Here is a 25104-nt window from a genome sequence, read left to right as displayed (position 1 = left end):
AATTCGATGATGTAGTAATAATAGACACTGTCGATTAATTGTAGAAAAGGACGACAATTTTGGCTAACTTACAAAATGAAAGAACCAAGAAATTAATTTACTTAGGATTCAGGGATTTGTTGACTAAAGAATCTTTCAGTAAAATCACTATTAATGAGATTGCTGAACAAGCGATGATTCATCGTTCTACTTTTTATACTCATTTCAATGATAAGTATGACTTGTTGAATCAGTATTTGAACAGTCAACGAACTGATTCGAATTTTGAGATGGATGACTTTTTTGATCATCCTTTTACTACTGTAGCAACAATTAATAATCGGGAGTTATTGCCTTTGTTGTCACTTCAAAGTAATGACGCTGATTTTCGGACGGGATTTTTTCAATTTATCATTGATACCGTTATGGAAGATCAATCAGATAAAACCGAATTGGACCGTTTCTTTTTTATCGGCCGCATTAAGGCTATTAATTTGTGGATTGAAAGAACTCATCAACCGTATAATCCCTTTGTTGATTATCGCTATTTGGATCAAGTCTTTAAAACTGGAAAAAAGTGATCTGAAAATAATTTTTAAATAAAAAAGAACAGTATTTATTAAGAAATTCAGGTATATTTACATACCATGAACACTTGATAAATACTGTTCTTTTAATATTTGTTGTGGCAGACGGTATATTTAGTCAAATGTCGCCCAAAAGATTACTAATTGTTCTTAATAATATCCTTAAAGAAATCAACAGTAATATCGAATAATGGCTTTAAAATAGCTAAGATTAATAACAATAGATCCACAAATAATAGTTGTACTAACCATGTAACTGACATATTAGTTGTGAAGTGGAAGTAAAGTGCAAATAATCCTAGGAATACTGCCACGAAAACAAAAATATAGGTCATCACTAGTCTAGTGATTCTTTCTGAATTTGTTTCTTTATTTTCCATGGCTTTTTCCCCCTTAAATATAAATAAATAGTTTAATTGTTAACGCTTACATTATAACATTCTCAAGGATTTTGTGCAGAATACTATCAGATAAAACAGAGTAAAAACTTGCACATGACCTTTTGAAATAGGTATAGTTGAGAGTATTGTAATTGAAAACTTTGATTGGAAGTGAGAGAGTGACCCAGTCAACTTACTGGAATCGCATTGCCGAGAAAGCTAAGAAGGAAAATCGTCCTTTCTTCAGCTTGGCACCAATGGAGGCTGTAACCGGATCAGTCTTTAGAAGAGTGGTTGAAAAAGCCGCTGCTCCGGATGTTTTTTATACTGAATTTACAAATGCTTTAGCCATCACGCATCCTTTGGCTAAAGAAGCAACTAAGGGGAGATTGTATATTGACCCTAAAGAGGATCCTAAACCAATTGTTCAACTCTGGGGTAACTCTGGTGAAGATTTCGCCAAAGCAGCCGTAGAAGTGAAAAAACAAGGTTATGAAGCTATCGACATTAATACTGGCTGTCCTGATATTGCTGTAATTAAGAATCACAGTGGTAGTGATTTAATTCGTCATTTTGATACTGCAAAAGAAGTTATTGAGGGTGCACGTGAAGCTGGATTGCCAGTCAGTGTCAAAACTCGTTTAGGCTTCAGTGAAATCTCAGAATATAAGAAATGGATTCCTTTCTTATTGGAACAACAAGTTCCTGTTTTAACAGTTCATGTCAGAACTAAAGAAGAAATGAGTAAAGTTCCAGCTCACTACGAATTGATCGACGATCTAGTTAAGATGCGTGATGAAATTGCACCAGATACATTGTTACAAATCAACGGTGACATCATGAATTATCAGGATGGAATCAAACTAGCGCAAGAACATCCTGGTGTGGATGGAATTATGATTGGACGAGGAATTTTCTCTGATCCATTTGCCTTTGAAAAAGAGCCACAACAACATTCAAGTACTGAACTCTTGAATTTGTTGCGTTACCAACTCGATTTGTACGATGAATTTGTGGCTAAAGGAATTCCGGGTCATTTTGCACCATTGCAACGTTTCTTCAAGATTTATGTTCGTGGAATGAAACATGCCGCTGAAATTAGAAATGATTTGATGCAGACAAAGACAACGGATGATGCACGTAAAGTTATTGATAAAATTGAGAATAACGAATACTAGAGAGCGGGACATAACATGTTCAGCTTTCGAGCATTAAAACAAATAGGACCAGGTAATCGTATTTTGATTACCTGGTCCTATTTGTTTTAAGCGGAAAAAGTTATGTTATGCTCCGCGTTTATGCTGCATATATTAATCAATAAAGCAGTTTTGTTTAACTTAATAAGGTTAGTGTGACACGATTCAAACGTTGCGACAGTTCAAACAATTTGTCATAAGTTGGATCTTTTTGATAAAGAGCAATCTTATCTTTCAATTGTTTCTGTTCGAATTGTGAGAAGTAGAATTTCAAGTCGTGGTTACCATAGAGGGTAGCTAATAAAGCAAAGGCTTCGGGAGAAATTTTATCCGCCGTCAGAATTTCTTTTCTTAGATCAGCTACTAATTCACGTTTCACTCTGCGGTTAGGTAAATAGTTATTTGTTTTGAAAACTAATCCCGTAACTGCTTTAGTTACATCGACTTTGTTGACGAGTGAGTCACCAATTTCGTTGTAAATGATTCGTGTGATTTTTTCATTTGTAGCCATGGCTCTCAAAACATGAGTGACACTTTTACCTTGGTTCTTGTTGATGATCTGGAAGAACTCGTTGAGGTACTTCTTGTCGTCAGGCAAAACTTTGTTAATGATGACACTGTTGTCAGTTAGATCGATGATATCGTTTAAAGCTAAATCAAAAAATGAGCTTTCAGCTAGATAGGCACGACGTCTGGTATTCTTAAAGATTCGGATACTACCTTTTTCATTACACGATAAAATAAAATATTTTTGAGGAATATTTAACTCCATAAAGTGCTCCTTCAATTCGACACTAACTCAATTTGTTTGGCCAGTGTGGCTTTAATTTCTGGTATTAATTCGTCTTCTAAAAGATTATAACCTTGTTTGGTAAAGTGCAAACCGTCGGCTTGTAGCAAACTGTCCAGATTAGCGCTATTTGCCATATTGTGCAACAAATCGATATACGATACGTCTAGTTGTTTACTCAAATGTTCCGTCACCAATTCAAATTGTAGTTGGCGAGTCCAAGGTCGTTTTGGATCTTTGCGCCAATCGGTGAATGGTGGAGAAAGTAGAATAACCCTCTGATTTCCTAGTAGATCAATCATACTCATCAAGTTAGCAGCAAATTTACCAGGCTTAATTTCATCATCTACTGAAATATCATTGATACCAAATCCTAAAATAACGATCCTAGGATTTAATTTTCTTACGCGATCAACTCGTGTCATAGCATTATTGGTTTTGTAGTCGGCAATCGACATATTAATAACTTCATAGCCTTGAAAATCTTTGCGGATGCGCTTAGCCAATGTATCGGTAGCTTTACCGTCACGTAAACCCATCAAGGTTGAGTCCCCAAATAATACTATTCTCTTCATATATTATTTCCTTTTTTAAAAAAGTTCTATACTATACTAGAATACCAGAAAATAAATAAAAGTTAATTACTATATTAGGTAGGTTTAACAATATGCAAAGTTTAGCTAACTATGATGAGTTCTCAAGAAAAGAATGGGAAAACTTTCATGGCGAGTATAAGAAACAAGCCATTACTGATGGAGAATTGCGGAAGATCAAGTCTTTAGACGATGAAATTTCAATCGATGATGTTCGTTCGGTGTACGCACCAATTCGCCATTTACTACATATTTACTTAAAGAACTATCGCAAATTAACCAAATTAAAAAATGAATTTTTGAATAGTAAGCCTCGAAAAGTTCCATTTGTAATTGGTGTTTCCGGTTCAGTTGCTGTAGGTAAGAGTACAACGGCTCGTTTGTTGAAAATTATGTTGGAGCGTTCATATCCACAATATAATGTGGCTCAGATGACGACTGACGGTTTCTTATATCCCAGTAAAGTTTTGAAAGAACGCAATTTAATGAATAAAAAAGGATTTCCAGAGACATATGACATGTCCAAGCTGTTGGATTTCATGGGTGAAGTCAAAACTCGTGGCGGCAAAATACGTTATCCTTTATATTCACATAACATTTATGATATTATTCCAGGAAAATATGAGGAGTTAGATAATCCAGATATTTTGATCGTAGAAGGGATAAATGTACTACAATTGCCTCAGAACGAACAAATCTATGTCAGTGATTTCTTTGATTTTTCAATTTATATTGATGCGGAAGTCGATGATATTGAGGAATGGTTCTTAAATCGTTTTGAGACGCTATTGGATTTGGCGAGAAATGATCCTAACAGTTATTACTATCAATTCACTCAGATTCCTGAAACTGAAGCGATGGATATGGCAAAGAATGTGTGGAATACGATCAATTACCCTAATTTGCGCGATTATATCAAGCCAACTAGGAACCGTGCTGACCTTATTTTGCACAAATCTGAGGATCATCAGATCGACAAAATTTATCTTAGAAAATATTAAGCGTTAACAATATATGACATGGAACTAATTTTCGTATACAATAGAATAAATAAAAAAAGTGGGGGAAATTGATTTGAGCAAGCAATGGCCAGATGCTGATAGCATCATTGTTCTAGACTACGGTAGTCAATACAATCAATTGATTACTCGTAGAATCAGAGATATTGGCATATACTCTGAATTACTACCAAATACTATTACTGCTGCAGAAGTTAAAGAAATCAATCCTAAAGGTATTATCCTTTCTGGTGGACCTGATAGTGTCTACGATAAGGGTGCCTTTACAATCGACCAAGACATTTACAAGTTAGGTATTCCTATTCTTGGTATTTGTTACGGTATGCAATTGATGTCTTATAACCTTGGCGGTAAAGTCGAATCAGCAAGTAACCGTGAATATGGTCACGCTGATATTACAGTTACTGATAAAGATGCTGTATTATTCAAAGACTTACCTGAAAAACAATACGTTTGGATGAGTCATGGTGACCTTGTTAAAGAAGCTCCAAAAGGCTTTAAAGTAGTTGCTACAAGTAAGAACGCACCTATTTCATCAATCGCTGATGATGAACGTAAGATGTACGGTGTGCAATTCCATACCGAAGTTAGAAATACTGAATTCGGTTCAGAAATCTTGAAGCATTTTGCATTCGACGTTTGTGAAGCAAAAGCTAACTGGTCAATGGATGATTTCATTGAACAACAAATTCAAAAGATTCGTGAAACTGTTGGTGACAAGAAGGTTCTTCTTGGTTTATCCGGTGGTGTTGATTCTTCTGTTGTTGGTGTTTTACTACACAAAGCTATCGGTACACAATTGACAAGTATCTTCGTTGATCATGGTCTTCTTCGTAAGAATGAAGCCGATCAAGTTATGGACAGTTTGGAAGGCAAGTTTGGTTTGAACATCATCAAAGTTGATGCTCAAAAACGCTTCTTAGACAAACTAGCTGGCGTAACTGATCCAGAAAAGAAACGTAAGATTATCGGTAACGAGTTTATCCAAGTGTTTAACGATGAAGCTCAAAAGCTTGATGGTATTGACTTCTTAGCACAAGGTACACTTTATACTGATGTTATCGAAAGTGGTACAAGTACTGCTCAAACAATTAAATCTCACCATAACGTTGGTGGACTTCCAGAGGACATGCACTTTAAGTTGATCGAACCTTTACGTACATTGTTCAAGGATGAAACACGTGAATTAGGTGAAAAACTAGGTATGCCACACGAATTAGTATGGCGTCAACCATTCCCAGGCCCAGGTCTTGGAATTCGTGTTATCGGTGAAGTTACCGAAGACAAGTTACAAATCGTTCGTGATAGTGACTGGGTTCTTCGTGACGAAATCGCAAAGAATGGCCTAGATGAAAAGATTTGGCAATACTTCACAGTCTTGCCAGGTATCAGAAGTGTTGGTGTCATGGGTGATGGTAGAACATACGATTACACAATCGGAATTCGTGCCGTTACATCTATTGATGGTATGACAGCTGACTTCGCTAAGATTCCTTGGGATGTACTTCAAAAGATCTCAGTTAGAATCGTAAACGAAGTAGATCATGTCAACCGTGTAGTTTATGATATTACTTCTAAGCCGCCCGCAACAATAGAGTGGGAATAGGATTCCATAGAAAATAAAAGAGCATCTCTGATAAAAATTAGAGATGCTCTTTATTTGTAAATATAGAATAAATTGGCGTAGAAAGTAAGAATACTTAATTAATTCGTAATATTATAAGAATTGATTCTAGATTTTATGTATTCATACTGGAGGAAAAAGCGAATGCTAGTATATGTCGAATCGAATCTTTTTGATAGTCAGGCTCAGGTACTCGTAAATACAGTAAATACTGTTGGTGTCATGGGTAAAGGTATTGCTTTACAATTCAAAAAACTTTATCCAGATATGTTTAGAAAATATCAAAGTTTTTGTGATAACGGAAGTTTAACTATTGGAAAATTGTATTTGTATAAGACACCCAATAAGTGGATTCTTAATTTTCCAACTAAAAAAAATTGGCGTAATAAATCGAAAATAGAATATATAGATGAAGGTTTAAAAAAATTCGTAGAAACCTATAGTGAAAAAGGAATAGAATCTATATCTTTTCCACAATTGGGTACAGGAAATGGTGGCTTAGATTGGGAAAAGGAAGTTAAGCCACTCATGGAGAAATATTTGCGAAAACTACCCATTAAAGTTTATATCCATATATATACGGGGTGGGAAAAGGAACCAGAATATAAAGATATAAAGTCAATGAGAAAATGGATTGAAAGTGAGCCGAAGTCTTTAAGCTTGAATGAGTTTAAGAACGATTTTATATCTGTTCAAGATGGTAGTAATTTTAATCTTGCTGATAGGCATGTTGTTATCTCAAATAATCAGGATTCTATAGATGAAACTGCAGGTTCATTTATGGCGATAACAAACGAAAAGAATGGTAAAGAGTATTCTATAACGCAATCTGATATAGCTGATTTATGGACAAGGTTAAGAGATCAAGGAGCAATTTTGGATATTGATTTGCCACAGAATATTTTAAAGTTTAAAGATAAAAATTTTTTCAAGAATTTGCTATTAAAGCTTCCATATATTGGTGTGGAACCTGCAATTGTTAGTGGTGAAAGAATGGATATGCTCGTATTAAAGAAAAATAATTTAAGTCAGCAAAATACTCAAACAATAAACTTAATGGAGGGATAATTCATGGATTATCAAACTACTATTAATAAATTGCTTGATGGAGTTATTCCAATAAATTTGAACCCCTTGAAGAGAAAATATTGGCCTAGGTTTGCATTTCATTTTACTGATATAGAGAATGCAATCGAAATTCTAAAACTGGGATTTATTTGTTCGAGAAACTATGCTAGAAATCATAATATTATGATTAATGATAATGCTAGTGAAAAAGTTCTAAACAATACTAATCCAAGGGTCAAGGATATGGTCAGACTCTATTTTAGACCTAGAACCCCTACTCAATATTATAATGAAGGGTTTCAAACTAAAAGAAGTAGAAATAATAGTGAGTTCAGTGCAAATTGTCCCGTGCCAATATTTTTTTTATTTGATTTGAATAAATTACTGATTTCATCAGGTGTAAAGTTTTCGGATAGATCTTTAGCATTATCAGAAAATGTGCCTTTGATGGATACTCCTGAAGAGTTCAGTAAATTGCCTTTCAATGATATATACCATGATTCTGGGTTAGGAGATATGTCTTCGGAAAGAAAGACAGAAGTCAAGCATCATAAGCATGCTGAGATAGTGAAAAGGGATATTTTACATTTAGATTATTTAAAGTGGATATATGTAAGATCAGTGGCTGAAAAAGAGACACTGATTAATTTATTACATGATGCAGGTATTTATAAATACGATAAAATTATAACAGTCAGTGACGAGACAACCTTTTATATGGATAGAAATTATATTAAACGTGTGGTTCTTGGCGAAAATGATATAAAGATCGATAGTAGTGTTAAAGATCCATATCCAAAAGAATGGGGCGATTCACAATACGCCGTGAATCCTGAAAATACAGAAGATTTTTTGGAATTCAAATTGAAGCTGACCCAATCAAATGGAAATACCTATTATTGGCCGAAATCGAAAGAAAAGAAGGCACTTCTTCAAGATAGAGTGGGATTTATAAATCCTCAAAGTGATTATAAATTGGAGATTTATATTGATGATCATATAGCCTATAAGGGAGCATATAATGTAGGGGATGATTTACCATTCTGATATTTTGTATTGTGAATAAAATAAAAGGAACATTTGGATTAAAAACCAAAATGTTTCTTTTTAATATATATTTAAAATAGATTAAATAAAAGGGGAGAAATATATGGTGCAGAGATTTTATCATTACACTTCAATAGAAACATTGTTTAAAATTATAAATTCAAAAAAATTAAGATTTCGTAATTTGACAGAAATGGATGATCCCGATGAAACACAATCATTAGAATTTAAAAATATAGGAAAATGGAATTTTATATCTAGCTGGACATCACTTCGAGATGAGTTAGTGATGTTCCAATCGTATGGAGGATTGGATGGTGTCTGTATCTCATTACCTGAATTACCTTTTTATACAGAAAATATAGTTCCTTTTGAGGATAATCCTAAATTTGATAAAGACAATAATATGATTTTATTTGAAAAATTAAAATTAACTACGGGATTCAATTATTATACGAATAAATATAATGTATTATTTTATCCAAACGAAGTTCAAAAGTTGGATATTGAATATACGAATGAAAAAGAAAAACTCTATCCTAAGATTATTACGTATAATGGATCGCAATATGTTTTTAGTGGAACTAAGATGGGGAAATACAAAGATAGACAGTGGTCGTTTCAAAAAGAAGTGAGATATACAATACAAGTTACACCATTTTATCCAGAATTACTTCTCAAACTTAATCCTGAAGATCCTGGTAGTGCGTTTATATCAGGTAAAATAGAATATAATCCACCGTTTAGTGTAATAGATATACCAGTCTCATTAGAAGGTATGGAAGTAGTTTTTGGTCCCAAAGTACCTGATTATGAATATAAAATGTCAAGTAAGGAAATATATGATCTTGTTCCAAATGTAAAAATTTCTAAGAGCAATATTAGAGTCAGGTAAGGGTATTATAAAAAAATAATTAATTAGGAAAGCAAGTAACGTTCACCAGAAACGAGTTATTTTGATGATTCAGAAACAGGAGAATAATTTTGGAGTTACACATAGAGAATAAAAATCTGAAGATAAAAAAGATGCTTGTAAACTAGTTGAATCTGGATATTCTTCGCAGATGAATAAACACTTTCATTATAAAGATAGTTGTTTATTTAAATAAATGAATAAAAGGTTATATCAAAGTTAAATGGAATATACCAATTCTTTTGGTTAAAATAATATTATTAACTAAAAGAAGGGGTATTTATATGGATTATTGCACGGAATGTGGCAATGAAATTGGTGAGGGAATTAAATTTTGTTCTAATTGTGGACGAAATGTTTATAAAAATGAATTATTAGATAATACTGGTTCTGAGAAAAGATTTAGAAATATAATCGGCTATTTTAAATGGGTTAAAAGTACAATCCTACATCCATCAGACGAAGGATTACATAGCAGCGCTGTCGAATTTGGAGTGACTTCTTTTGTCATTCAATCCTTATTATCATCTTTTGCAATTTTTGTTTTGGGTAAAACAATAACTGAATATATAATCGAATTATTTTTAATTTATTCACATACTGATTATTCTGAAGTGACTTTGCCTAAATCAACTGAATTATATATGAAATTGCTTCTTTTGAGTATGATTTATTATTTTATTTTTGCACTGGTTGGTTTTTTATGTAGAAGATATCTTATTGATAGAAGAACTAATTTTAAAAGTTACTTAAATCAACTAGCTGGGTATAGTAATTTGATGATCTTTTTTCTTTTACTATTGATAATATTCATATTGGCATGTAATCCTATTAATGGAACGGGGAGTTCATCTAAGGATGCTTGGGATTTTGTTAAAAATCTAATAGTTATAGGAACCATTATTTCGAATTTCTGGTTCATAGCTTATAATGCATCTATCATTACTGTAAGTGGAAAAATGAAAATAGATAGGCTTTATGCAGCTCTTGTAGCTTTTATTGTAGATGGTATTGGCCTCTATGTATTATTTAAGATTATTACAAATGCTATTTTATAAACCAAAAAAGTATCTCATAAAAATTCAGGGATGCTTTTTTTAGTTCTTTTGTGGATTTCTAACTAAGCGTGAAAATATGTCGATATAATGGATGGTAGAATTATTATAAGTAGAAAACGAAAATCTCTAGGAGATAACATGCCATATAAAAGAAGATCAGTTGAAAAAGCGATAATATTGGCCTTACGTGAATTAGGTGCTGTGGCAAATAGAAAAGATATTCGTAAAACAATAGCGGATAAAGAATACGATGGATTAAATTATAATGATGTTTATTCTACAAAAGAAGGAAAAACAGGAAGATATAGTCCGTTTTTATTCGATTTCAATTTTGGAATGAGAAGCTTGTACAGTGTCGGCTATATTGAAGAACCCATACGAGGGAAAGATATAGTACTAACTGATTTAGGTAGGAATGATGATGTTGATAATTATCCTACAAAGGAACAACAGGAACTAATTAAGAATTACTGGGATAAGAAGAATAATGAACACAAAAAGAATGATAAGCAGCAAGTTCCTGATAATGATGCTGCTGAAAAAGAGGATATTGATAACAACAATTGGAAAACAGAACTGCTAAACTGTTTGATGCAGTTTGATCCTGGTAAGTTTGAAAGCTTTTCTAGATTATTAATTTCCAAAATGGGAGTAGTTATCGATAAAGAGCGTGGAGTTGTTCGTTCCGGTGATCACGGTATTGATGGATTTGGTTATTTTACATCAGATGAGTTCCGGACAAGTAGAGTCGCTATACAGTGTAAAAAATATACTGAGGGAGCTGTTTCAGAACCGGAGATTGATAAATTTAAGGGAGTTATGGACGGATTTAATGCTGAATATGGAATTTTTGTTACAACAAGCCATTTTACGGATCGAGCCAAGAAAAAAGCTACACAAGGAAATAATACTGTGACTTTAATTGATGGACAGGAACTCACTGAATTGGTAGAGAAATATCAATTGCATATCACACCAATTACTACATATACTTTAGATAATTATTACTATAAAAGGGATTAGATGATAGAGTCCTCTGTGTTTGCAGAGGTTCTATTTTGTTATCGATAGTTATATATCAAAAAAGCTCTGCCGTTGATGGCAGGGCTTTTGTTGCACTTATTTATTTGTCTTCTGGCTAATCTTCAAAACTTCTAACAATTTTTTGCTAATCTCTTCGCTCTGATCGGAATCCAAACCGTCCAAAAATTTAATCAACTGGCGTAAATTTGGTCCAAATTCTTTAGATGACTTTATATCATTACCCGTCATTAAAGAGTCCATTGTTACTCCAAGGGATTTTGAAATCCTATAAAGTGTGTTGGCACCAACTTGTTTAACTGTTCCACGTTCAATTTTAGACAAATAGTTGATAGTCAAATCACTAAATTCTGAAAGCTGTTCTTGAGTCATGTTCTGATTATGACGTTCTCTAGCGATGTTTCCACCCACATTATTCTTCATATTTGCCCTCTTATTTTCATTTAGTATCTTAATTTAAAGCCTAATGAAGAATAGAGAGTGTTTTAAGTTCTTGTAATACTTATTTTTAAATAACCATATAGTAATACAAATCCTAAAAGAGTATCATATATATAGTTCTAAAAGAACATAAAGCGATTTATATATAAGGGAAAATATTTTTTAGGGGGAAATAATGAAACATAAATCAATAATCGCATTTTTTGCATTAGGATTGACTCTAGTGTTAGCTGGGTGCTCGTCTAGTAGTGGTGCCAGTGGTGGTAGCAGCATTACCACACCCAAAACCATTTCATTTGTACAACAAGCTAAGGGACCGGGGACTCATGTATGGGTTCAGGCTTGGTCGGACACTGGTGACGTTGAAAAAGACAGTATCGTAAATTACGTTTATCTTCTTAAAAATCACAAAATGATTAAGTATAGAATTTTTGATCGTTCTGTTACATTAGGCAAAATTAGTTCAATGACTGATGATCAAACTATTAAGCTAGCACGGGATCAGGATAAAAAATATAATACTTCTGGTGCGGTTTCCGTAGTGGAAGATTATATAAATAAAAATAAAGGACATAATTTAGAAAATGATTTTGATGGTGCAGCTGAAAATGTTGTTGACGGTCAAATACGTGTCTATACGAACGCTGACAATACGAAGATTGTTGCGCCATCGGGTCAGGCAAGTTTTTATTCGCCGTATCAATTAAATCCAGACGATGCATATGAGCCCAACCCTGTCATAGATAAAGCACTTATACAGGATATTAAAAATACGCCATATCAGGAACCCAAGGCGCAAACAATTTCTGTAAAGAGTAGAACGGATAATTCAGGAAATAAAATTGTTTCTCAAAATATAAGATATAAATCTATTCAATTATTTGATGGAAAACAGGCTGAATATAATTTATATAAACTTGCATTGAAGAATGAATCTGATTTTCTACAATTGATCAAATTCTCTGAAGCTACTGATTATCAATCGTCAGAATCATTTTTGAAAGAGAACGATGACACTGGTACATTAAATTATAAATTAAAGGGTAGAGAACTCTATCGTACTTTATATAAAGAACATGAAAAAGAATTAGTTAAAAATGTTTTTGGTTATCACTCATACAATGGTGGCATTAGTTTGTACAAGCCATTCGTAAATCAAAGGATTTATAAAACTCGTTATATTGGTTATCACAATAATTCAGGTTATCTAATTACAAAAGCACAAAATGATACTCAAAAAGTATCATTTTCAAAATAGAAAACTAAAATTTTAAAAGACCGCTATTATCATTAATACAATAGCGGTTTTTTGCTATCCGAAAAATATAAGCATAAAAAAATCCCAAGCTGAATATCAGCTTGGGATTTGAGATAATATGTTAATTTGTGAATTCTTCTGCGACATATACTACGCCGTCTGATGTTTGATATACACCGATACCAACTTTATTGAAGCTAGGTAACATTAGATTTGTATAGTGGTTACTTGTTGTATTGCTACCACTCATTTCACCACGGTAGTTATCCATAACTACTTTAGCGTAATGTTCAGGTGTTCTCACTGAGAGTTGATCCCATGGAGTACCAAATAAGTTTTCACCATAGTATGTTGAACTGTTTCCCACTTCAGTAAGAACAGTTTGAGCATTGGTTCCATTTGGACGTGTATGACCAAATTTTCTAGTTGTTTCTTCAACACGAATTGAAGCGGCTTTTGTCAAAGATGAATCTTGGATTAAAGGACTGATTCCTTTGCTTTGGCGTTCGGCATTAATTGATGCGAATACAGCAGATTGAACTTCCGATAAATTAGGTGTTACTGTTTCTGATTGATTTGAATTATTGTATTCCGGATGTGGATCAATGATGGGAGCGTTAGGATCCGTATTTATATTGTAATTAGTATTTGGATCGGTCGTTGGGCCATTAAAGTTATTTCCCATACCAAAATCTTCAATATATGTTGGTGTTGGCAAGGTTTGATTAAATGTCATGTCAGCAGCGTTGGCATATTCATTTGTTGAAACCTGAACAAAAGTAATACCTTGCTTATTTTTGAAAATCTTACCAATTTGCCAAGAAGTTCCTTTACCCAAAGAACGACTAGCCATTGAACTTTGTGGTCTGTCATAAAGAGCTAAACGAGTTTTGGCTGTACCAACTAGCTTGGTAGTAGACTGTTGTGGCTTGAATTTTCCGTTCAAAGACGAGTCTCTGGCACGAAGATATTCGTTTGTAGCAACTTGATACATTTTCTCACCATTGATAGTAAGAATTTTACCAACTCTCCATGGAGTATCTGGTCCAAGAGCACGGTTAGCAATGATGGTTCCATTAGATCTATAAAGACTTGAATATGTTCCTGGATGTGTTGTGGCGACAGTGGCAGCATCTGCATTTGTTTGATTCAATGCAAGTACTCCAGTAGTAGCCATGGCTAGTGCGGCAATGACAGAAGCTGATTTTGTGTTAAATTTCATGATATTTTCTCCCCTAAAATTTTCATCTTATTTACTAAAGCATCTTGATTATACTGCTTTTTATATCCTTATAGAAGTATTTTTATAATATTCCTATGAGAACATGTTACTAAAGGAATATTTGTATAAAGGTACTATTGGAATTTGAAATGTGCTGGCTATTGAAAATCAAACTGACTAGAAAAAGAAACCTCAACCGAATTGGTTGAGGTTTTTTGCTATTCGTTTAAGTCGACAGCACTGAAATAAATATAAGGAGATTCCAGATGTATGGTGATAACACAAGTATTATCAGATAAAATTTTGTAACAATTCCAAACTCTTTCACTAGGGGATGTAACAGTTAAAAACTCGGTTATGTCCCTTAAATAAGGTTTGATTTCTGATTCAGTGAATACAACACGATGATTAAGGTTTAATGACTTTATTTGAGCATCGCTAAGTACAAATCCAGCCTGAATTTCCAAATCCTCCTTAATCTCTTCAGTGATTTTATTAAATTTAATATCTAGTGTCATAATGTATGACCTCCGGTTTTTTATTTTGTTCCGGAAGTTAAAAAAAGACGCCCGTGGCGTCTAGATTTGTTGAACTTTAAAAAGTATGTAAAATTTATCAGGCAGAAGTTATCTTGTAAATTCAAATACGGGGATAATATAATTATCGAAAAGGTAGGGGAACAATATTGGAATTTACGCAAAGCAGTGAATATAAGGTTTTATACGATTATCCACAATCAATATTAAAAACGACTATTGAAGTAATTAATGATTTTGAATTATTTCAACAGTGGGATGAGGATAGTATTCCAAAGTTTTTACGATTATTGGAAGGAACAGCTACTTACAGTGATAATCCAGAAGCAGATGGTGCTTTATTAACTGTATATAATATCGTGAAAGCCTACTTTAATTATTTGATAACCGAAAATGAATTGAATATGTCACGAGAAACATTACAAGGTTTACAAGAATCTTTTGAGAAGAGAAATGAACTTTATGTTGCTCCAAAATTTAGTAGCATGCAAACAGGGCAAAAACCATGGAATTGGCAAGCCACTCATCAAATTGATCAAGAATTGAAATATTTTTATGAATTTGAACCAGAAGTTGTTTATGCCGAAAAGGTTAGAGATTTCAGTATTACAAATGAAGGCTTTATTTTAAGATTTCTACATGATGTTGATGAATACGCTGTAGACAATGGAGTAGAAGAAGATGTACTACCATTTTAGGCAGTAGAGACAGCAGAATAGAGAAGGGCTTCGGCTTTGGATATAGACAGGGGACGAAGCTCCTATGGGTTATTAGTAGCGTTTGATGAAGTGTATATTTGAAAAATCTATTTAAATTGTTTCGATATAAATTGAGGAGGTCAGTAAACATTATGAATAAAGAAAACGTATATGAGGATTTGATTGCATTTCACCCAGGATCATATGATCGATGTAATTGTTACTTGAATCCATCAGATTAAATGGGACAATATGATGCTTATTTAAAAAACTCTGTTTAGTAGCAGAGCTTTTTTAGAATATATAATCTTATCCAAGATAAGGTTTAGGAATGTCACGCTTAATATAATCTTCAGAATACATATCATAAATGACGTTACAGGTTTTCCAATCTTCATTTGGAAAGTACTTTCTTTCAGATAGATGATTTAAGGACTCATCAAGTTCTATTTTGGTAGGACGTTCTAGCTTATAGTCAATGGAAATACCATCTAAATAATAGCCTTTGTGATAGTTGGTTACCCGACCATTGAAGAAAACCTTCTCGCCTACTTTTAAAATGCCTAATTTTTTGAAGCCGGATGTTAAATTGAACCACAGATGATCCGCCACAAGGATTTCTTTATTATCTGAATCAATCAATTTAATGTTTTTTAGTATCATCGTAGGTTTAGCATGATTTCTTTGCCTATCGGCATATTTGTATCCATATTTTGCGAAAGTACCACTGTATCTGTGTCGTTCTTTGTTCCCAATTTTTTTCAATTCTTCTCTCATATGAATTACTCCCCCTACATTTGTATTCTTTATACTAAATTACGAAGATAAATTCATAAGATGCTAGTATTAAAGGGAAAAACTATTTGAAGAGGCAAAAATATGAAAAAGAAGTTGATCCTAATCGGAGGTCCGATGGGAGTGGGCAAGACAATATTGGGTAAATACTTGGTTGAAAAGAAACTAAATAACGCCATATTTCTCGATGGAGACTGGTGTTGGTACATGCATCCTTGGACTTTTAATGAAGAAAATAAGGCAATGGTCCTACGCAATATTCAATTTTTACTCAATTCGTATCTTGCCAATAGTCAATTTGAAACAATTGTGTTCGTTTGGGTTATGCATCAACAAACTATCGTTGACGATATTCTACGTGGTTTGCAAGGTGACTTCGACGTCTATTCTTATTCACTAATTCCATCCGAAAAAGAACTGACCAAACGTTTTGAAAAAGATATCAAACAAGGGGTCCGCTCTCCAGAGGCACTGCCGGGTGCTATTGATCGAATCAAAATGTATCAGGATGTCAATTCAATCAAAATTGATGTCACCAATCGAGAGTACCCTCAAGTATCCGAAGACATTTTGAAGAACTCTAATCTTTAGCTTAAGAATAAATAGCATTTTATTAGTAACTTCAACCGCAAGAATATACAATAGGCTTAACCAAAAAGAACCGGAGGATAGATAAATGTCACGTAAAGTTATTCTATTCATCGCGGAAACCTTAGATGGATATATTGCGGAAGAAAATGGCAACATTGATTATTTGATCAATAATGATTTTATGGCCGGTGATGATAATGATCGTGAATATGCAAAATTAGTTAAACATGTGGATGCAGTGGTCATGGGACGCAAAACTTATGATCAGGTAGCTAATAAATTGTCACCAGATAGTTATCCTTATGATGATTTTGATAATTATATAATGACTCGTCAGCCAATTGATGATGTTGGAAATATGCATTTTGTGGATGGAGATATTATCGACTTGGTTAATGGATTGAAAAAGAGATCATCTTCAAAAGATATCTGGATCATCGGTGGCAGCAGTATCATTGCCCCATTAGTGAACAGTGATTTGATCGATAGTTATCAAATAGGAATCGTCCCCGTTATTTTGGGGAAGGGTATTCCATTATTCTCGGACAAGACAAAGTTTAAAGAATTGAATTTGATATCTGCTAAAAAAGTTAACGGTATCGCCTATCTTGAATATAGTAAGTAAAAAATAAGAGCATCTCTGATTGAATTCAGGGATGCTCTTTTAGTATTCAAAATGATTAAGTTAAAAGTGTACCGATAAGGTAGGTTACGACCATCGTTCCCAACCCAACTAGAAGATTTCGCAAAATACCTTTGATGACATTAGATTTACCCAATCTACTACTGATATAACCTGTGAAAGTTAAAGCAATAATTACAGCAAACATGGTACCTGAAACTTTATATGGATAAGGGATAAAAGTGATTGCCATCAGTGGTAACAACGAACCAATAATGAATGAGAAGAATGATGAGAAGGCTGCTTGCCAAGGACTGAAGTAGTCTTTAAATTCGATATTGAATTTAGATTTTAACGTAGCAGCAAGTGGATCTTGTTCCATTAAACTGGATGATACTTGTTTTGATAATTCTAAACCTAAGCCCTTATTTTCATAGTAACTAGTTAAGGCATTTTCTTCACGGTTAGGGTTTGCAGCAATCATTGCTTCTTGCAATTTAACCATATTTCTCTGTGTATCTCTTTGAGTACTAACTGAGACGTATTCACCGCCACCCATTGATAGGGCACCAGCAAACATGCCAGCTAGTCCAGAAATGAATAGTGTCATTTGACTTTGTTGAGCGCCAGCTACTCCGGTTACGATTCCGGCTACAGAAATAATACCATCGTTAGCTCCCAAAACACCGGCTCGAATTACGTTTAACTTTTCAGATAAACGTAATTTTTTAATTTCCTTCGGTACGATTGAATGCAATAAATAATTAGTCATAATTGGTCTCCTTCGATTAGAGCATCGGAAATTATAATGTCAATGCAAACGTTTAACTAAATATATTATATTTGGACACAGAAATAAAGATAAAATTTCAAAAAGCAAGTAATATGCTCAGTAAAAAAACGAGAAATTGTGCGAATTATTTCACATACAAACATTAGATTAAAGGCATTCTTAGAAGATTGAACGATCTTCCAAAAATGCCTTTTTTAGTAGAAGAAAATTTTGGGGATAAATTTATTTAAAAAGTGACAAGTGTAGTCAGACGGGCTTTCTTCACGTAAACCTGTCCCTAGGGTCAGGGTCTTATTTCAGATTTTGAAACGTTGTTAAATCGGCATTTTCAAAAATTAACTCAAAAAATATTCCCCAAAAATGATTTTTTTAAAAATGATTGTGAAATTTTCTACATGTCAAGCAAAATGCTCTTGCTGACGTAATTATTTCTAAAAAAATAAAATTTTACGTAAAAAGCCCATTCTACGGCCTTTGATGACAGTTAAGTTGTATTTTAAGAAACAATTTAAAATGGAGTGTTGACCTGAACCGTAGGGTTCGTAAATATAATGGCACCATAACAAAAATGCAAACGCTCACAAAGGAGAGATTATCATGAAATATGACGCACTTGGAATGATTGAAACTAAAGGTTTAGTAGGATCTATTGAAGCGGCTGATGCAATGGTGAAGGCAGCCAACGTATCTCTTATCGGTAAAGAATTAGTTGGTGGAGGTTTGGTTACTGTCATGGTTCGTGGTGATGTTGGTGCCGTTAAAGCCGCTACAGATGCTGGTGCCGCAGCTGCTCAAAGAATTGGTGAACTACTATCAGTTCACGTTATCCCTCGTCCACATGCAGAAGTTGAGAACATTTTACCAACTCCAGACAATAAATAAGGAGTAAGTGACCATGGACATAAATAAAGAATCTATCAACGGACGCATTAGTCTAGCAGATACTAAGAAGAATGCGTTAACTAAGAAATTTCATACTACGGGATTAGTTAATGGAGCAATTTCCGGCTTGACCTATGGTGTTTACTCCACATTGGTAATGGTTGCCAGTGGTTACGATCCTTTAGTAAGTGCAGCCGGATTTTTGGCAGCACCTTTTGTCTGTTCAGGACTGAATGATTTTATCGCAGGACTTTGGTTGTTGATCTACAACGCTAAAAAAGGTCGTTTGAAAGAATTAGGCAGAACGCTTAAGACTAAGCCAGGAAAGATGTTGGTTATTGGATTCCTTCTTGGAGGGCCAATTGCTAACGGTGCTTACTTAGTTGGATTAGCCATGGCTGGTGCTTATGCAATTCCGATTTCTGCTACATGTAGTTTGTTTGGAGCCTTGTTCGCTTGGATGTTCTTGAAGCAAAAGCCAACCAAACGTGTTGTTTTAGGTATGGTGCTCTGTGTTCTTGGCGCAATTATTATTAATTTTGTAAAACCCGAAGGGGCACCTAACTTCACACTTGGAATTATCTGTGCTTTGATTGCCGCAGTTTGTTGGGGTCTTGAAGGTGTCTTCTCAAGTTTTGGTGGTGCAATGATTGATACCGACGTTGCTGTTAACTTGAGAGAATTAATTTCAGGTCTAGTTGTTCTAATTCTTATGGTTCCTGCAGTTGGCGCTCTTAAATTACTTGGTGGTACTATTTCAGCCGGAATTCCACTAATTTGGTTAGCCGTAGCTGGATTGAGTGCAGCCGTATCCTTCGTTACTTGGTACAAAGCTAATGCAACTGTTGGATGTGCAATCGGAATGTCACTTAACGTTACTTATGCTTTCTGGGGTGTTCTGTTCTGTGTCTTGTTCTTGGGACAGACTTTAACACCAACAATCGTTATTGGTTCAATTGTTATCGTTTTAGGTGCCATCATCGTTACGATGAATCCTTTAGATCTATTTAAAAAGGGAGGCGTTGAAGAATGAGTTTACCAAGTAGAATGGCTGTTTTGAATTACATGAACAACAACGAAGCCGTTGATGTAAAAACCGTTATGGCAGCTTTGAAGCCGCTTTACGGCAATGAAAAACAGTTTAATGAAGACTTATACATGGAACATTTTATGGCTCTAGAAGCCAACGGGTTAGTGGAATTAGATAGTTATGAACTAGATAAAGACGACAACCTGGTTATGAATTATCGAATCAACGCTGATGGTCGTGATGCTGTTGCAAAATATGTTGATAAAAAGTATAGCAACTAAACTAAGAGGTTGAATTTATGAGATATAAAGGTGATGAAGCATTGGGACTCATAGAAACAGTTGGTTTGGTCCCTGCATTGAAAGCAGCCGATGAAATGTTGAAAGCTGCAGAAGTCGAATTGATTTCATATGAAAACATAGGATCCACTTTAGTTACAGTTATTGTAAAAGGCGATGTTGCCGCGGTTAAATCAGCCGTTGAAGCTGGTGCCAAAGCGGCATCAGAGATCGGCAAACTAACAGCTAGCAATGTAATGCCACGACCAATACCTGGAGTTGGCGACATTGTTTCAGTTCATGATATTGATCAATAACTTAGGAGTAAACAGATATGGAGAATTATAAAGCAATAGGATCAATTGAAACATTTGGTTTGGTGTTTGTTCTACAGGCTGCGGATGCTATGTGTAAAGCAGCAGATGTCGATATTGTCGGATACGAAAATGTTGCTTCAGGATATATTTCTGTAATTGTTCAGGGTGATGTTTCAGCTTGCGAAAGTGCAGTAGCTGCTGGAATTAAAGCCGTAGAGAATATGAATGCGGAAGTTTATAGTTCGGTAGTCATTCCTAGTCCTCATCGCGACCTAACAAAAATAATTGATCGATATGCATTGAATAAACTATTGCCTGAATAATAAGGGAGCAATAATTATGCAATTAATAGACAATGATTTGAAATCGTTACAGGAAGCAAGAATTGTTTCAGAGACAGCTAGGGATTCGTTTGGAATGTTAAAAGGATATGGTCAAGATGAACTGAACCTTACCCTAAAAAAAGTAATCGATGATTTAACTAAGATTTTGCCAGATTTATTAAAAATTGAGTACGCCAATAAATCCATCGGATCATGTGAAGATAAGTTAGATCTATACAATCAGTTCATTGAACTATATAAGAAGAATATCGACAACGAAAAAATTATTGGACCACTTTTATTCAATGATAAGAATCAAATTGAAAAAATGGGAATGCCCTTAGGTCCAGTCGTTACACTCTTACCAATTGAAAATACCGTTTTATATAGTGTTTACGCATTATTGATGGCTATTAAATCAGGAAATACTTTAGTGATGGTTCCACATCCAAAGATGTCATCAATTTCTTCAAAAATATATCCACAGATTCAATTGATCTGTACTAATGCAGGCTTACCTCAAGGGTTTTTAGGATATATGAACAACGTAACTTTCAATGGTGTGAAAGAGTTAACTGCTAGTTCAGAAATAGCCGCTGTGATCAACGTTGGTTGTGCTGAATATTACGATCAGATCAATATTCCAAGCAAACCAGTATTGTACGCAGAGACAGGTTCAACACCGGTTTTCATTCAAAAGACAGCCAATATTGCTAGCGCTTGTTCACAGATTATTAAGAGTAGAGCTTTTGATAATGGTTTAGCTCCAGCCTCAGAACAATTCGTGGTTGCTGAAAGCTCCATTTCTGAAGATGTCAGAACACAATTGACCAACGATGGAGCTTACTTCATGAGTAAAGAAGAAGAAGCTAAGTTGAGACAAACATTGTTCCGTAAGGGTATGGAAGTTAGTGAAGAATACATTGGTAAAAGTGCTAAGTGGATTGCTAATCGATCCGGATTTTCAATTCCCGATGATGCCTTGGTACTAGTATCTGAACAACCTTACATTTTCGAAGATGATCCTTTCGCAGTGAAGTTGAAATGTCCAATCATGGCTTTCTATAAAGAACCAGATTGGCGACATGCGTGTGAAAAGTGTATTCACCTTTTGAAAGAAAAACGTAATGGACACACACTAGTAATTCATTCTAATGATGACAAGATCATCAGAGAATATGCTATTCAAAAACCAGTTGGCAGAATGATCGTCAACGATGCGGCTTATCTAGCAGGTTTAGGTATAGGTTCAAGTTTCCCACTTTCAATGTTCTTAGGCGGACAGACAACTGGTAGAGGTTGCACGGCTGAGAATATCGTGGCTGAAGACTTAACTTATCAACGAATGATCTATTACAACGGTGATTCCAAAATCTCATCTGACAACAACAGCTTTGATGAAGAGGTTTTGAAGAAGTTCCTTAATAAGATTTTAGAAAATTAATTCCACGAGAAGTGAGGGAATAATAACATGGATATTAAAGATTTTTCAGCAAAATTATCTGAAGCTACTAAAGATTTAAGCGATGAAGAACGCCAAGCATTAGTGAAAATGTTTAGTTCAGTTTCAAACGAAGTATCTAAAGATGCTGAAGCAACACCTAGTAAAGTTGTTGTTGAAGATGAAGAAACTGAAATTCCAGACGGAATTACAAGTAGATTGAAAGCCCTAAAGGATAACTACTTGAAACAAGTTCCATCGATCACAACTTATCGTGCACGTGCCATTACTAAGATTGCTAAAGAAAATCCTGGTATGCCAAAGATCATGTTACGTGCTAAATGTTTCAAATATTGTTGTGAAACAGCACCACTAGTTATCCAAGATAACGAATTGATCGTTGGTGCTCCAAATGGTGCTCCTAGAGCCGGTGCTTTCTCTCCTGATATTGCTTGGAGATGGATGGAAGACGAAATCGACACAATCGGTACAAGACCACAAGATCCATTCTACATTTCAGATGAAGACAAGAAGATCATGCGTGAAGAACTTTTCCCATATTGGAAAGGTAAGTCAGTAGATGAATATTGTGAAGATCAATACCGTGAAGCTGGCGTTTGGGAATTATCAGGTGAATCATTCGTATCTGACTGTTCATACCATCAACTAAATGGTGGTGGAGATTCAAATCCTGGTTACGATGTTATCTTAATGAAAAAAGGTATGATCGATATTCAAAATGAGGCTAAAGCTCATCTTGAAAAACTAGATTATGAAAACCCTGATGACATTGACAAGATTTACTTCTACAAGTCAGTTATCGACACAACTGATGGTGTAATGATTTACGCTAAGAGAATGTCAGAATACGCAAAGCAAATGGCTGACAAGGAAACTAATCCTAAGAGAAAAGCTGAATTGCTAAAGATTTCTGAAATTAACGCTAAGGTACCTGCACACAAACCAGATACTTTCTGGGAAGCTATCCAAGCTGTTTGGACAGTTGAATCACTACTTGTTGTTGAAGAGAACCAAACGGGTATGTCAATTGGTCGTGTTGATCAATACATGTACCCAATGTTTAAGCATGATATTGAAAGCGGTAACATGACTAACTATCAAGCCTTCGAACTTGCTGGATGTATGTTGATCAAGATGTCAGAAATGATGTGGATCACAAGTGAAGGTGGATCTAAGTTCTTCGCCGGTTACCAACCATTCGTTAACATGTGTGTCGGTGGTGTGACACGTCAAGGTCTAGATGCAACTAACGATTTGACTTACCTATTAATGGATGCTGTTCGTCACGTTAAGGTTTACCAACCTTCACTAGCTTGCCGTATTCACAGTAAATCACCTCGTGCTTATCTCAAGAAGATCGTTGATGTTGTTAGAGCCGGAATGGGATTCCCAGCATGTCACTTTGATGACACGCACATTAAGATCATGCTTGCTAAAGGTGTCTCCCTTGAAGATGCTCGTGACTACTGTTTGATGGGATGTGTTGAACCACAGAAATCTGGTCGACTATATCAATGGACATCAACAGCTTATACACAATGGCCTATCTGTATCGAACTTGTTCTAAACCATGGTGTTGACCTATGGTACGGCAAGAAAGTTTGTCCAGATATGGGTGATCTATCGAAATTCAAGACATACGAAGAATTCGATGCTGCTGTTAAGGAAGAAATTAAGTACATTACTAAATGGACTGATGTTGCAACTGTTATCTCACAAAGAGTTCACAGAAGCCTAGCACCTAAGCCATTGATGTCAATCATGTACGAAGGTTGTATGGAACATGGTAAAGACGTATCAGCCGGTGGTGCAATGTACAACTACGGACCAGGTGTTGTTTGGTCAGGATTAGCAACATACACAGATTCAATGGCTGCTATCAAGAAGTTAGTCTTTGATGACAAGAAATACACACTTGAAGAATTAAACAAGATTCTTGTTTCTGACTTTGAAGACAACGATCAAGCTCGTAAAGATTGCTTGGACGCTCCTAAGTACGGAAATGATGACGACTACGCTGATTTAATTGCTGCTGACATCATTGCTTACACAGAAGAAGAACACAAGAAGTACAAGACATTGTTCTCAAACTTAAGTCACGGAACATTGTCAATTTCAAACAATACACCATTTGGTCAAATGACAGGTGCTTCTGCTAATGGTAGAAAAGCTTGGACTCCATTATCAGATGGTATCAGTCCTACACAAGGTGCCGATTACAAAGGACCTACAGCTATTATCAAGTCTGTTTCTAAGATGTCTAACGACTCAATGAACATTGGTATGGTTCACAACTTCAAGATCATGTCTAGCTTACTAGATACTGCTGAAGGTGAAGAAAGTTTGATCATGTTATTGAGAACAGCATGTGCTTTAGGAAATGGACAAATGCAATTCAACTATCTAGACAATAAGACATTGATCGATGCGCAAAAACATCCTGAACAATATCGTGACTTGATCGTTCGTGTTGCTGGTTATAGTGCCTTCTTCGTTGAATTATGTAAGGATGTTCAAGACGAAATTATCAGTCGTACAGTTCTTACTCACTTTTAATTAAC

The 25104-nt window shown here is 34.8% G+C and carries 28 protein-coding genes; 20 read left to right on the top strand and 8 right to left on the bottom strand.

What is annotated here, in order from left to right:
• Window positions 1-59: 59 nt before the first annotated feature.
• A complete protein-coding gene (locus tag U8526_RS09360; protein ID WP_334341696.1) occupies window positions 60-560 on the top strand; it encodes a TetR family transcriptional regulator in 501 nt (166 codons plus the stop codon).
• A 146-nt stretch (window positions 561-706) separates the two neighbouring features.
• Here U8526_RS09360 and U8526_RS09355 read toward each other — a convergent pair whose 3' ends face one another.
• Window positions 707-946, bottom strand: coding sequence for a hypothetical protein (locus U8526_RS09355; RefSeq protein WP_334341695.1), 240 nt, complete (start codon window positions 944-946; stop codon window positions 707-709).
• 179 nt (window positions 947-1125) lie between these two features.
• Between U8526_RS09355 and U8526_RS09350 the strand changes: the two genes are divergently transcribed.
• Window positions 1126-2124 (top strand): tRNA dihydrouridine synthase, encoded by a 999-nt coding sequence (locus tag U8526_RS09350; protein ID WP_334341803.1) that lies wholly within the window; start codon window positions 1126-1128, stop codon window positions 2122-2124.
• 154 nt (window positions 2125-2278) lie between these two features.
• Here the strand turns inward: U8526_RS09350 and U8526_RS09345 are convergent, their stop codons facing one another.
• Both U8526_RS09345 and U8526_RS09340 read right to left on the bottom strand, forming a co-directional pair.
• Window positions 2279-2914, bottom strand: coding sequence for a GPP34 family phosphoprotein (locus U8526_RS09345; protein ID WP_334341694.1), 636 nt, complete (start codon window positions 2912-2914; stop codon window positions 2279-2281).
• A gap of 11 nt (window positions 2915-2925) precedes the next feature.
• The gene (locus U8526_RS09340; RefSeq protein ID WP_334341693.1) at window positions 2926-3507 is read right to left on the bottom strand and encodes an SGNH/GDSL hydrolase family protein; all 582 of its coding nucleotides are present in this window, start codon (window positions 3505-3507) and stop codon (window positions 2926-2928) included.
• Window positions 3508-3599: 92 nt separating this feature from the next.
• Between U8526_RS09340 and coaA the strand changes: the two genes are divergently transcribed.
• From coaA to U8526_RS09305, 7 genes are all read left to right on the top strand, one after another.
• Window positions 3600-4526 carry a type I pantothenate kinase gene (coaA, locus tag U8526_RS09335; RefSeq protein WP_334341692.1) on the top strand — a complete coding sequence of 309 codons (927 nt, stop codon included), beginning with the start codon at window positions 3600-3602 and terminating at the stop codon, window positions 4524-4526.
• Between the two features lie 73 nt (window positions 4527-4599).
• Window positions 4600-6150 carry a glutamine-hydrolyzing GMP synthase gene (guaA, locus tag U8526_RS09330; RefSeq protein WP_334341691.1) on the top strand — a complete coding sequence of 517 codons (1551 nt, stop codon included), beginning with the start codon at window positions 4600-4602 and terminating at the stop codon, window positions 6148-6150.
• 162 nt (window positions 6151-6312) lie between these two features.
• Window positions 6313-7236: a macro domain-containing protein gene (locus U8526_RS09325; protein WP_334341690.1), complete on the top strand. Its 924-nt coding sequence runs from the start codon at window positions 6313-6315 to the stop codon at window positions 7234-7236.
• A 3-nt stretch (window positions 7237-7239) separates the two neighbouring features.
• Complete coding sequence (locus U8526_RS09320; protein WP_334341689.1) at window positions 7240-8283, top strand: DarT ssDNA thymidine ADP-ribosyltransferase family protein; 1044 nt, start codon at window positions 7240-7242, stop codon at window positions 8281-8283.
• Window positions 8284-8386: 103 nt separating this feature from the next.
• On the top strand, window positions 8387-9178 hold the full coding sequence (locus U8526_RS09315; RefSeq protein WP_334341688.1) for a hypothetical protein: 792 nt from the start codon (window positions 8387-8389) through the stop codon (window positions 9176-9178).
• Between the two features lie 302 nt (window positions 9179-9480).
• The gene (locus U8526_RS09310) at window positions 9481-10254 is read left to right on the top strand and encodes a zinc ribbon domain-containing protein (protein ID WP_334341687.1); all 774 of its coding nucleotides are present in this window, start codon (window positions 9481-9483) and stop codon (window positions 10252-10254) included.
• A 138-nt stretch (window positions 10255-10392) separates the two neighbouring features.
• Window positions 10393-11277 carry a restriction endonuclease gene (locus U8526_RS09305; RefSeq protein WP_334341686.1) on the top strand — a complete coding sequence of 295 codons (885 nt, stop codon included), beginning with the start codon at window positions 10393-10395 and terminating at the stop codon, window positions 11275-11277.
• Window positions 11278-11373: 96 nt separating this feature from the next.
• Here U8526_RS09305 and U8526_RS09300 read toward each other — a convergent pair whose 3' ends face one another.
• Entirely contained in the window at window positions 11374-11718 is a 345-nt protein-coding gene (locus U8526_RS09300) for a helix-turn-helix domain-containing protein (RefSeq protein WP_334341685.1), read from the bottom strand.
• Window positions 11719-11911: 193 nt separating this feature from the next.
• Between U8526_RS09300 and U8526_RS09295 the strand changes: the two genes are divergently transcribed.
• Window positions 11912-12994 (top strand): hypothetical protein, encoded by a 1083-nt coding sequence (locus U8526_RS09295; RefSeq protein ID WP_334341684.1) that lies wholly within the window; start codon window positions 11912-11914, stop codon window positions 12992-12994.
• Window positions 12995-13115: 121 nt separating this feature from the next.
• On the opposite strand, the gene U8526_RS09290 is transcribed toward U8526_RS09295, so the two are convergent.
• Together U8526_RS09290 and U8526_RS09285 are read right to left on the bottom strand one after the other, a co-directional pair.
• Window positions 13116-14216: a CAP domain-containing protein gene (locus tag U8526_RS09290; protein WP_334341683.1), complete on the bottom strand. Its 1101-nt coding sequence runs from the start codon at window positions 14214-14216 to the stop codon at window positions 13116-13118.
• Between the two features lie 218 nt (window positions 14217-14434).
• Window positions 14435-14734 (bottom strand): hypothetical protein, encoded by a 300-nt coding sequence (locus U8526_RS09285; protein ID WP_334341682.1) that lies wholly within the window; start codon window positions 14732-14734, stop codon window positions 14435-14437.
• Window positions 14735-14901: 167 nt separating this feature from the next.
• On the opposite strand from U8526_RS09285, the gene U8526_RS09280 reads away from it, so the two are divergent.
• The gene (locus U8526_RS09280) at window positions 14902-15450 is read left to right on the top strand and encodes a hypothetical protein (RefSeq protein ID WP_334341681.1); all 549 of its coding nucleotides are present in this window, start codon (window positions 14902-14904) and stop codon (window positions 15448-15450) included.
• A gap of 309 nt (window positions 15451-15759) precedes the next feature.
• Here U8526_RS09280 and U8526_RS09275 read toward each other — a convergent pair whose 3' ends face one another.
• Complete coding sequence (locus U8526_RS09275) at window positions 15760-16227, bottom strand: hypothetical protein (RefSeq protein ID WP_334341680.1); 468 nt, start codon at window positions 16225-16227, stop codon at window positions 15760-15762.
• 102 nt (window positions 16228-16329) lie between these two features.
• Between U8526_RS09275 and U8526_RS09270 the strand changes: the two genes are divergently transcribed.
• Window positions 16330-16836 carry an AAA family ATPase gene (locus U8526_RS09270; RefSeq protein WP_334341679.1) on the top strand — a complete coding sequence of 169 codons (507 nt, stop codon included), beginning with the start codon at window positions 16330-16332 and terminating at the stop codon, window positions 16834-16836.
• Window positions 16837-16921: 85 nt separating this feature from the next.
• Complete coding sequence (locus tag U8526_RS09265) at window positions 16922-17461, top strand: dihydrofolate reductase family protein (protein WP_334341678.1); 540 nt, start codon at window positions 16922-16924, stop codon at window positions 17459-17461.
• Between the two features lie 55 nt (window positions 17462-17516).
• Here U8526_RS09265 and U8526_RS09260 read toward each other — a convergent pair whose 3' ends face one another.
• Window positions 17517-18230, bottom strand: a complete 714-nt coding sequence (locus U8526_RS09260; protein ID WP_334341677.1) for a VIT1/CCC1 transporter family protein — start codon at window positions 18228-18230, stop codon at window positions 17517-17519.
• Between the two features lie 618 nt (window positions 18231-18848).
• On the opposite strand from U8526_RS09260, the gene eutM reads away from it, so the two are divergent.
• Genes eutM through cutC form a run of 7 tightly spaced genes read left to right on the top strand, consistent with a single transcriptional unit; the run spans window position 18849 to window position 25099 of the window.
• Window positions 18849-19133 (top strand): ethanolamine utilization microcompartment protein EutM, encoded by a 285-nt coding sequence (gene eutM, locus U8526_RS09255; protein WP_334341676.1) that lies wholly within the window; start codon window positions 18849-18851, stop codon window positions 19131-19133.
• Between the two features lie 13 nt (window positions 19134-19146).
• Window positions 19147-20166, top strand: coding sequence for a DMT family transporter (locus tag U8526_RS09250; protein WP_334341675.1), 1020 nt, complete (start codon window positions 19147-19149; stop codon window positions 20164-20166).
• Complete coding sequence (locus U8526_RS09245; protein WP_334341674.1) at window positions 20163-20444, top strand: hypothetical protein; 282 nt, start codon at window positions 20163-20165, stop codon at window positions 20442-20444. The genes U8526_RS09250 and U8526_RS09245 overlap by 4 nt, the downstream gene beginning before the upstream one ends.
• Window positions 20445-20461: 17 nt before the next feature.
• A complete protein-coding gene (locus tag U8526_RS09240; RefSeq protein ID WP_025085270.1) occupies window positions 20462-20758 on the top strand; it encodes a BMC domain-containing protein in 297 nt (98 codons plus the stop codon).
• A 17-nt stretch (window positions 20759-20775) separates the two neighbouring features.
• Window positions 20776-21081, top strand: a complete 306-nt coding sequence (locus U8526_RS09235; protein ID WP_056951036.1) for a BMC domain-containing protein — start codon at window positions 20776-20778, stop codon at window positions 21079-21081.
• Between the two features lie 16 nt (window positions 21082-21097).
• Window positions 21098-22525 (top strand): aldehyde dehydrogenase family protein, encoded by a 1428-nt coding sequence (locus tag U8526_RS09230; protein ID WP_334341673.1) that lies wholly within the window; start codon window positions 21098-21100, stop codon window positions 22523-22525.
• A gap of 27 nt (window positions 22526-22552) precedes the next feature.
• The gene (cutC, locus tag U8526_RS09225) at window positions 22553-25099 is read left to right on the top strand and encodes a choline trimethylamine-lyase (protein ID WP_334341672.1); all 2547 of its coding nucleotides are present in this window, start codon (window positions 22553-22555) and stop codon (window positions 25097-25099) included.
• The last annotated feature ends 5 nt before the right edge of the window (window positions 25100-25104 follow it).

Source organism: Companilactobacillus sp. HBUAS56275, from assembly GCF_036913655.1.
In the GTDB taxonomy this organism is placed as follows: Bacteria; Bacillota; Bacilli; order Lactobacillales; family Lactobacillaceae; genus Companilactobacillus; species Companilactobacillus pullicola.
This window is presented reverse-complemented; position numbering and strand designations above follow the sequence as displayed.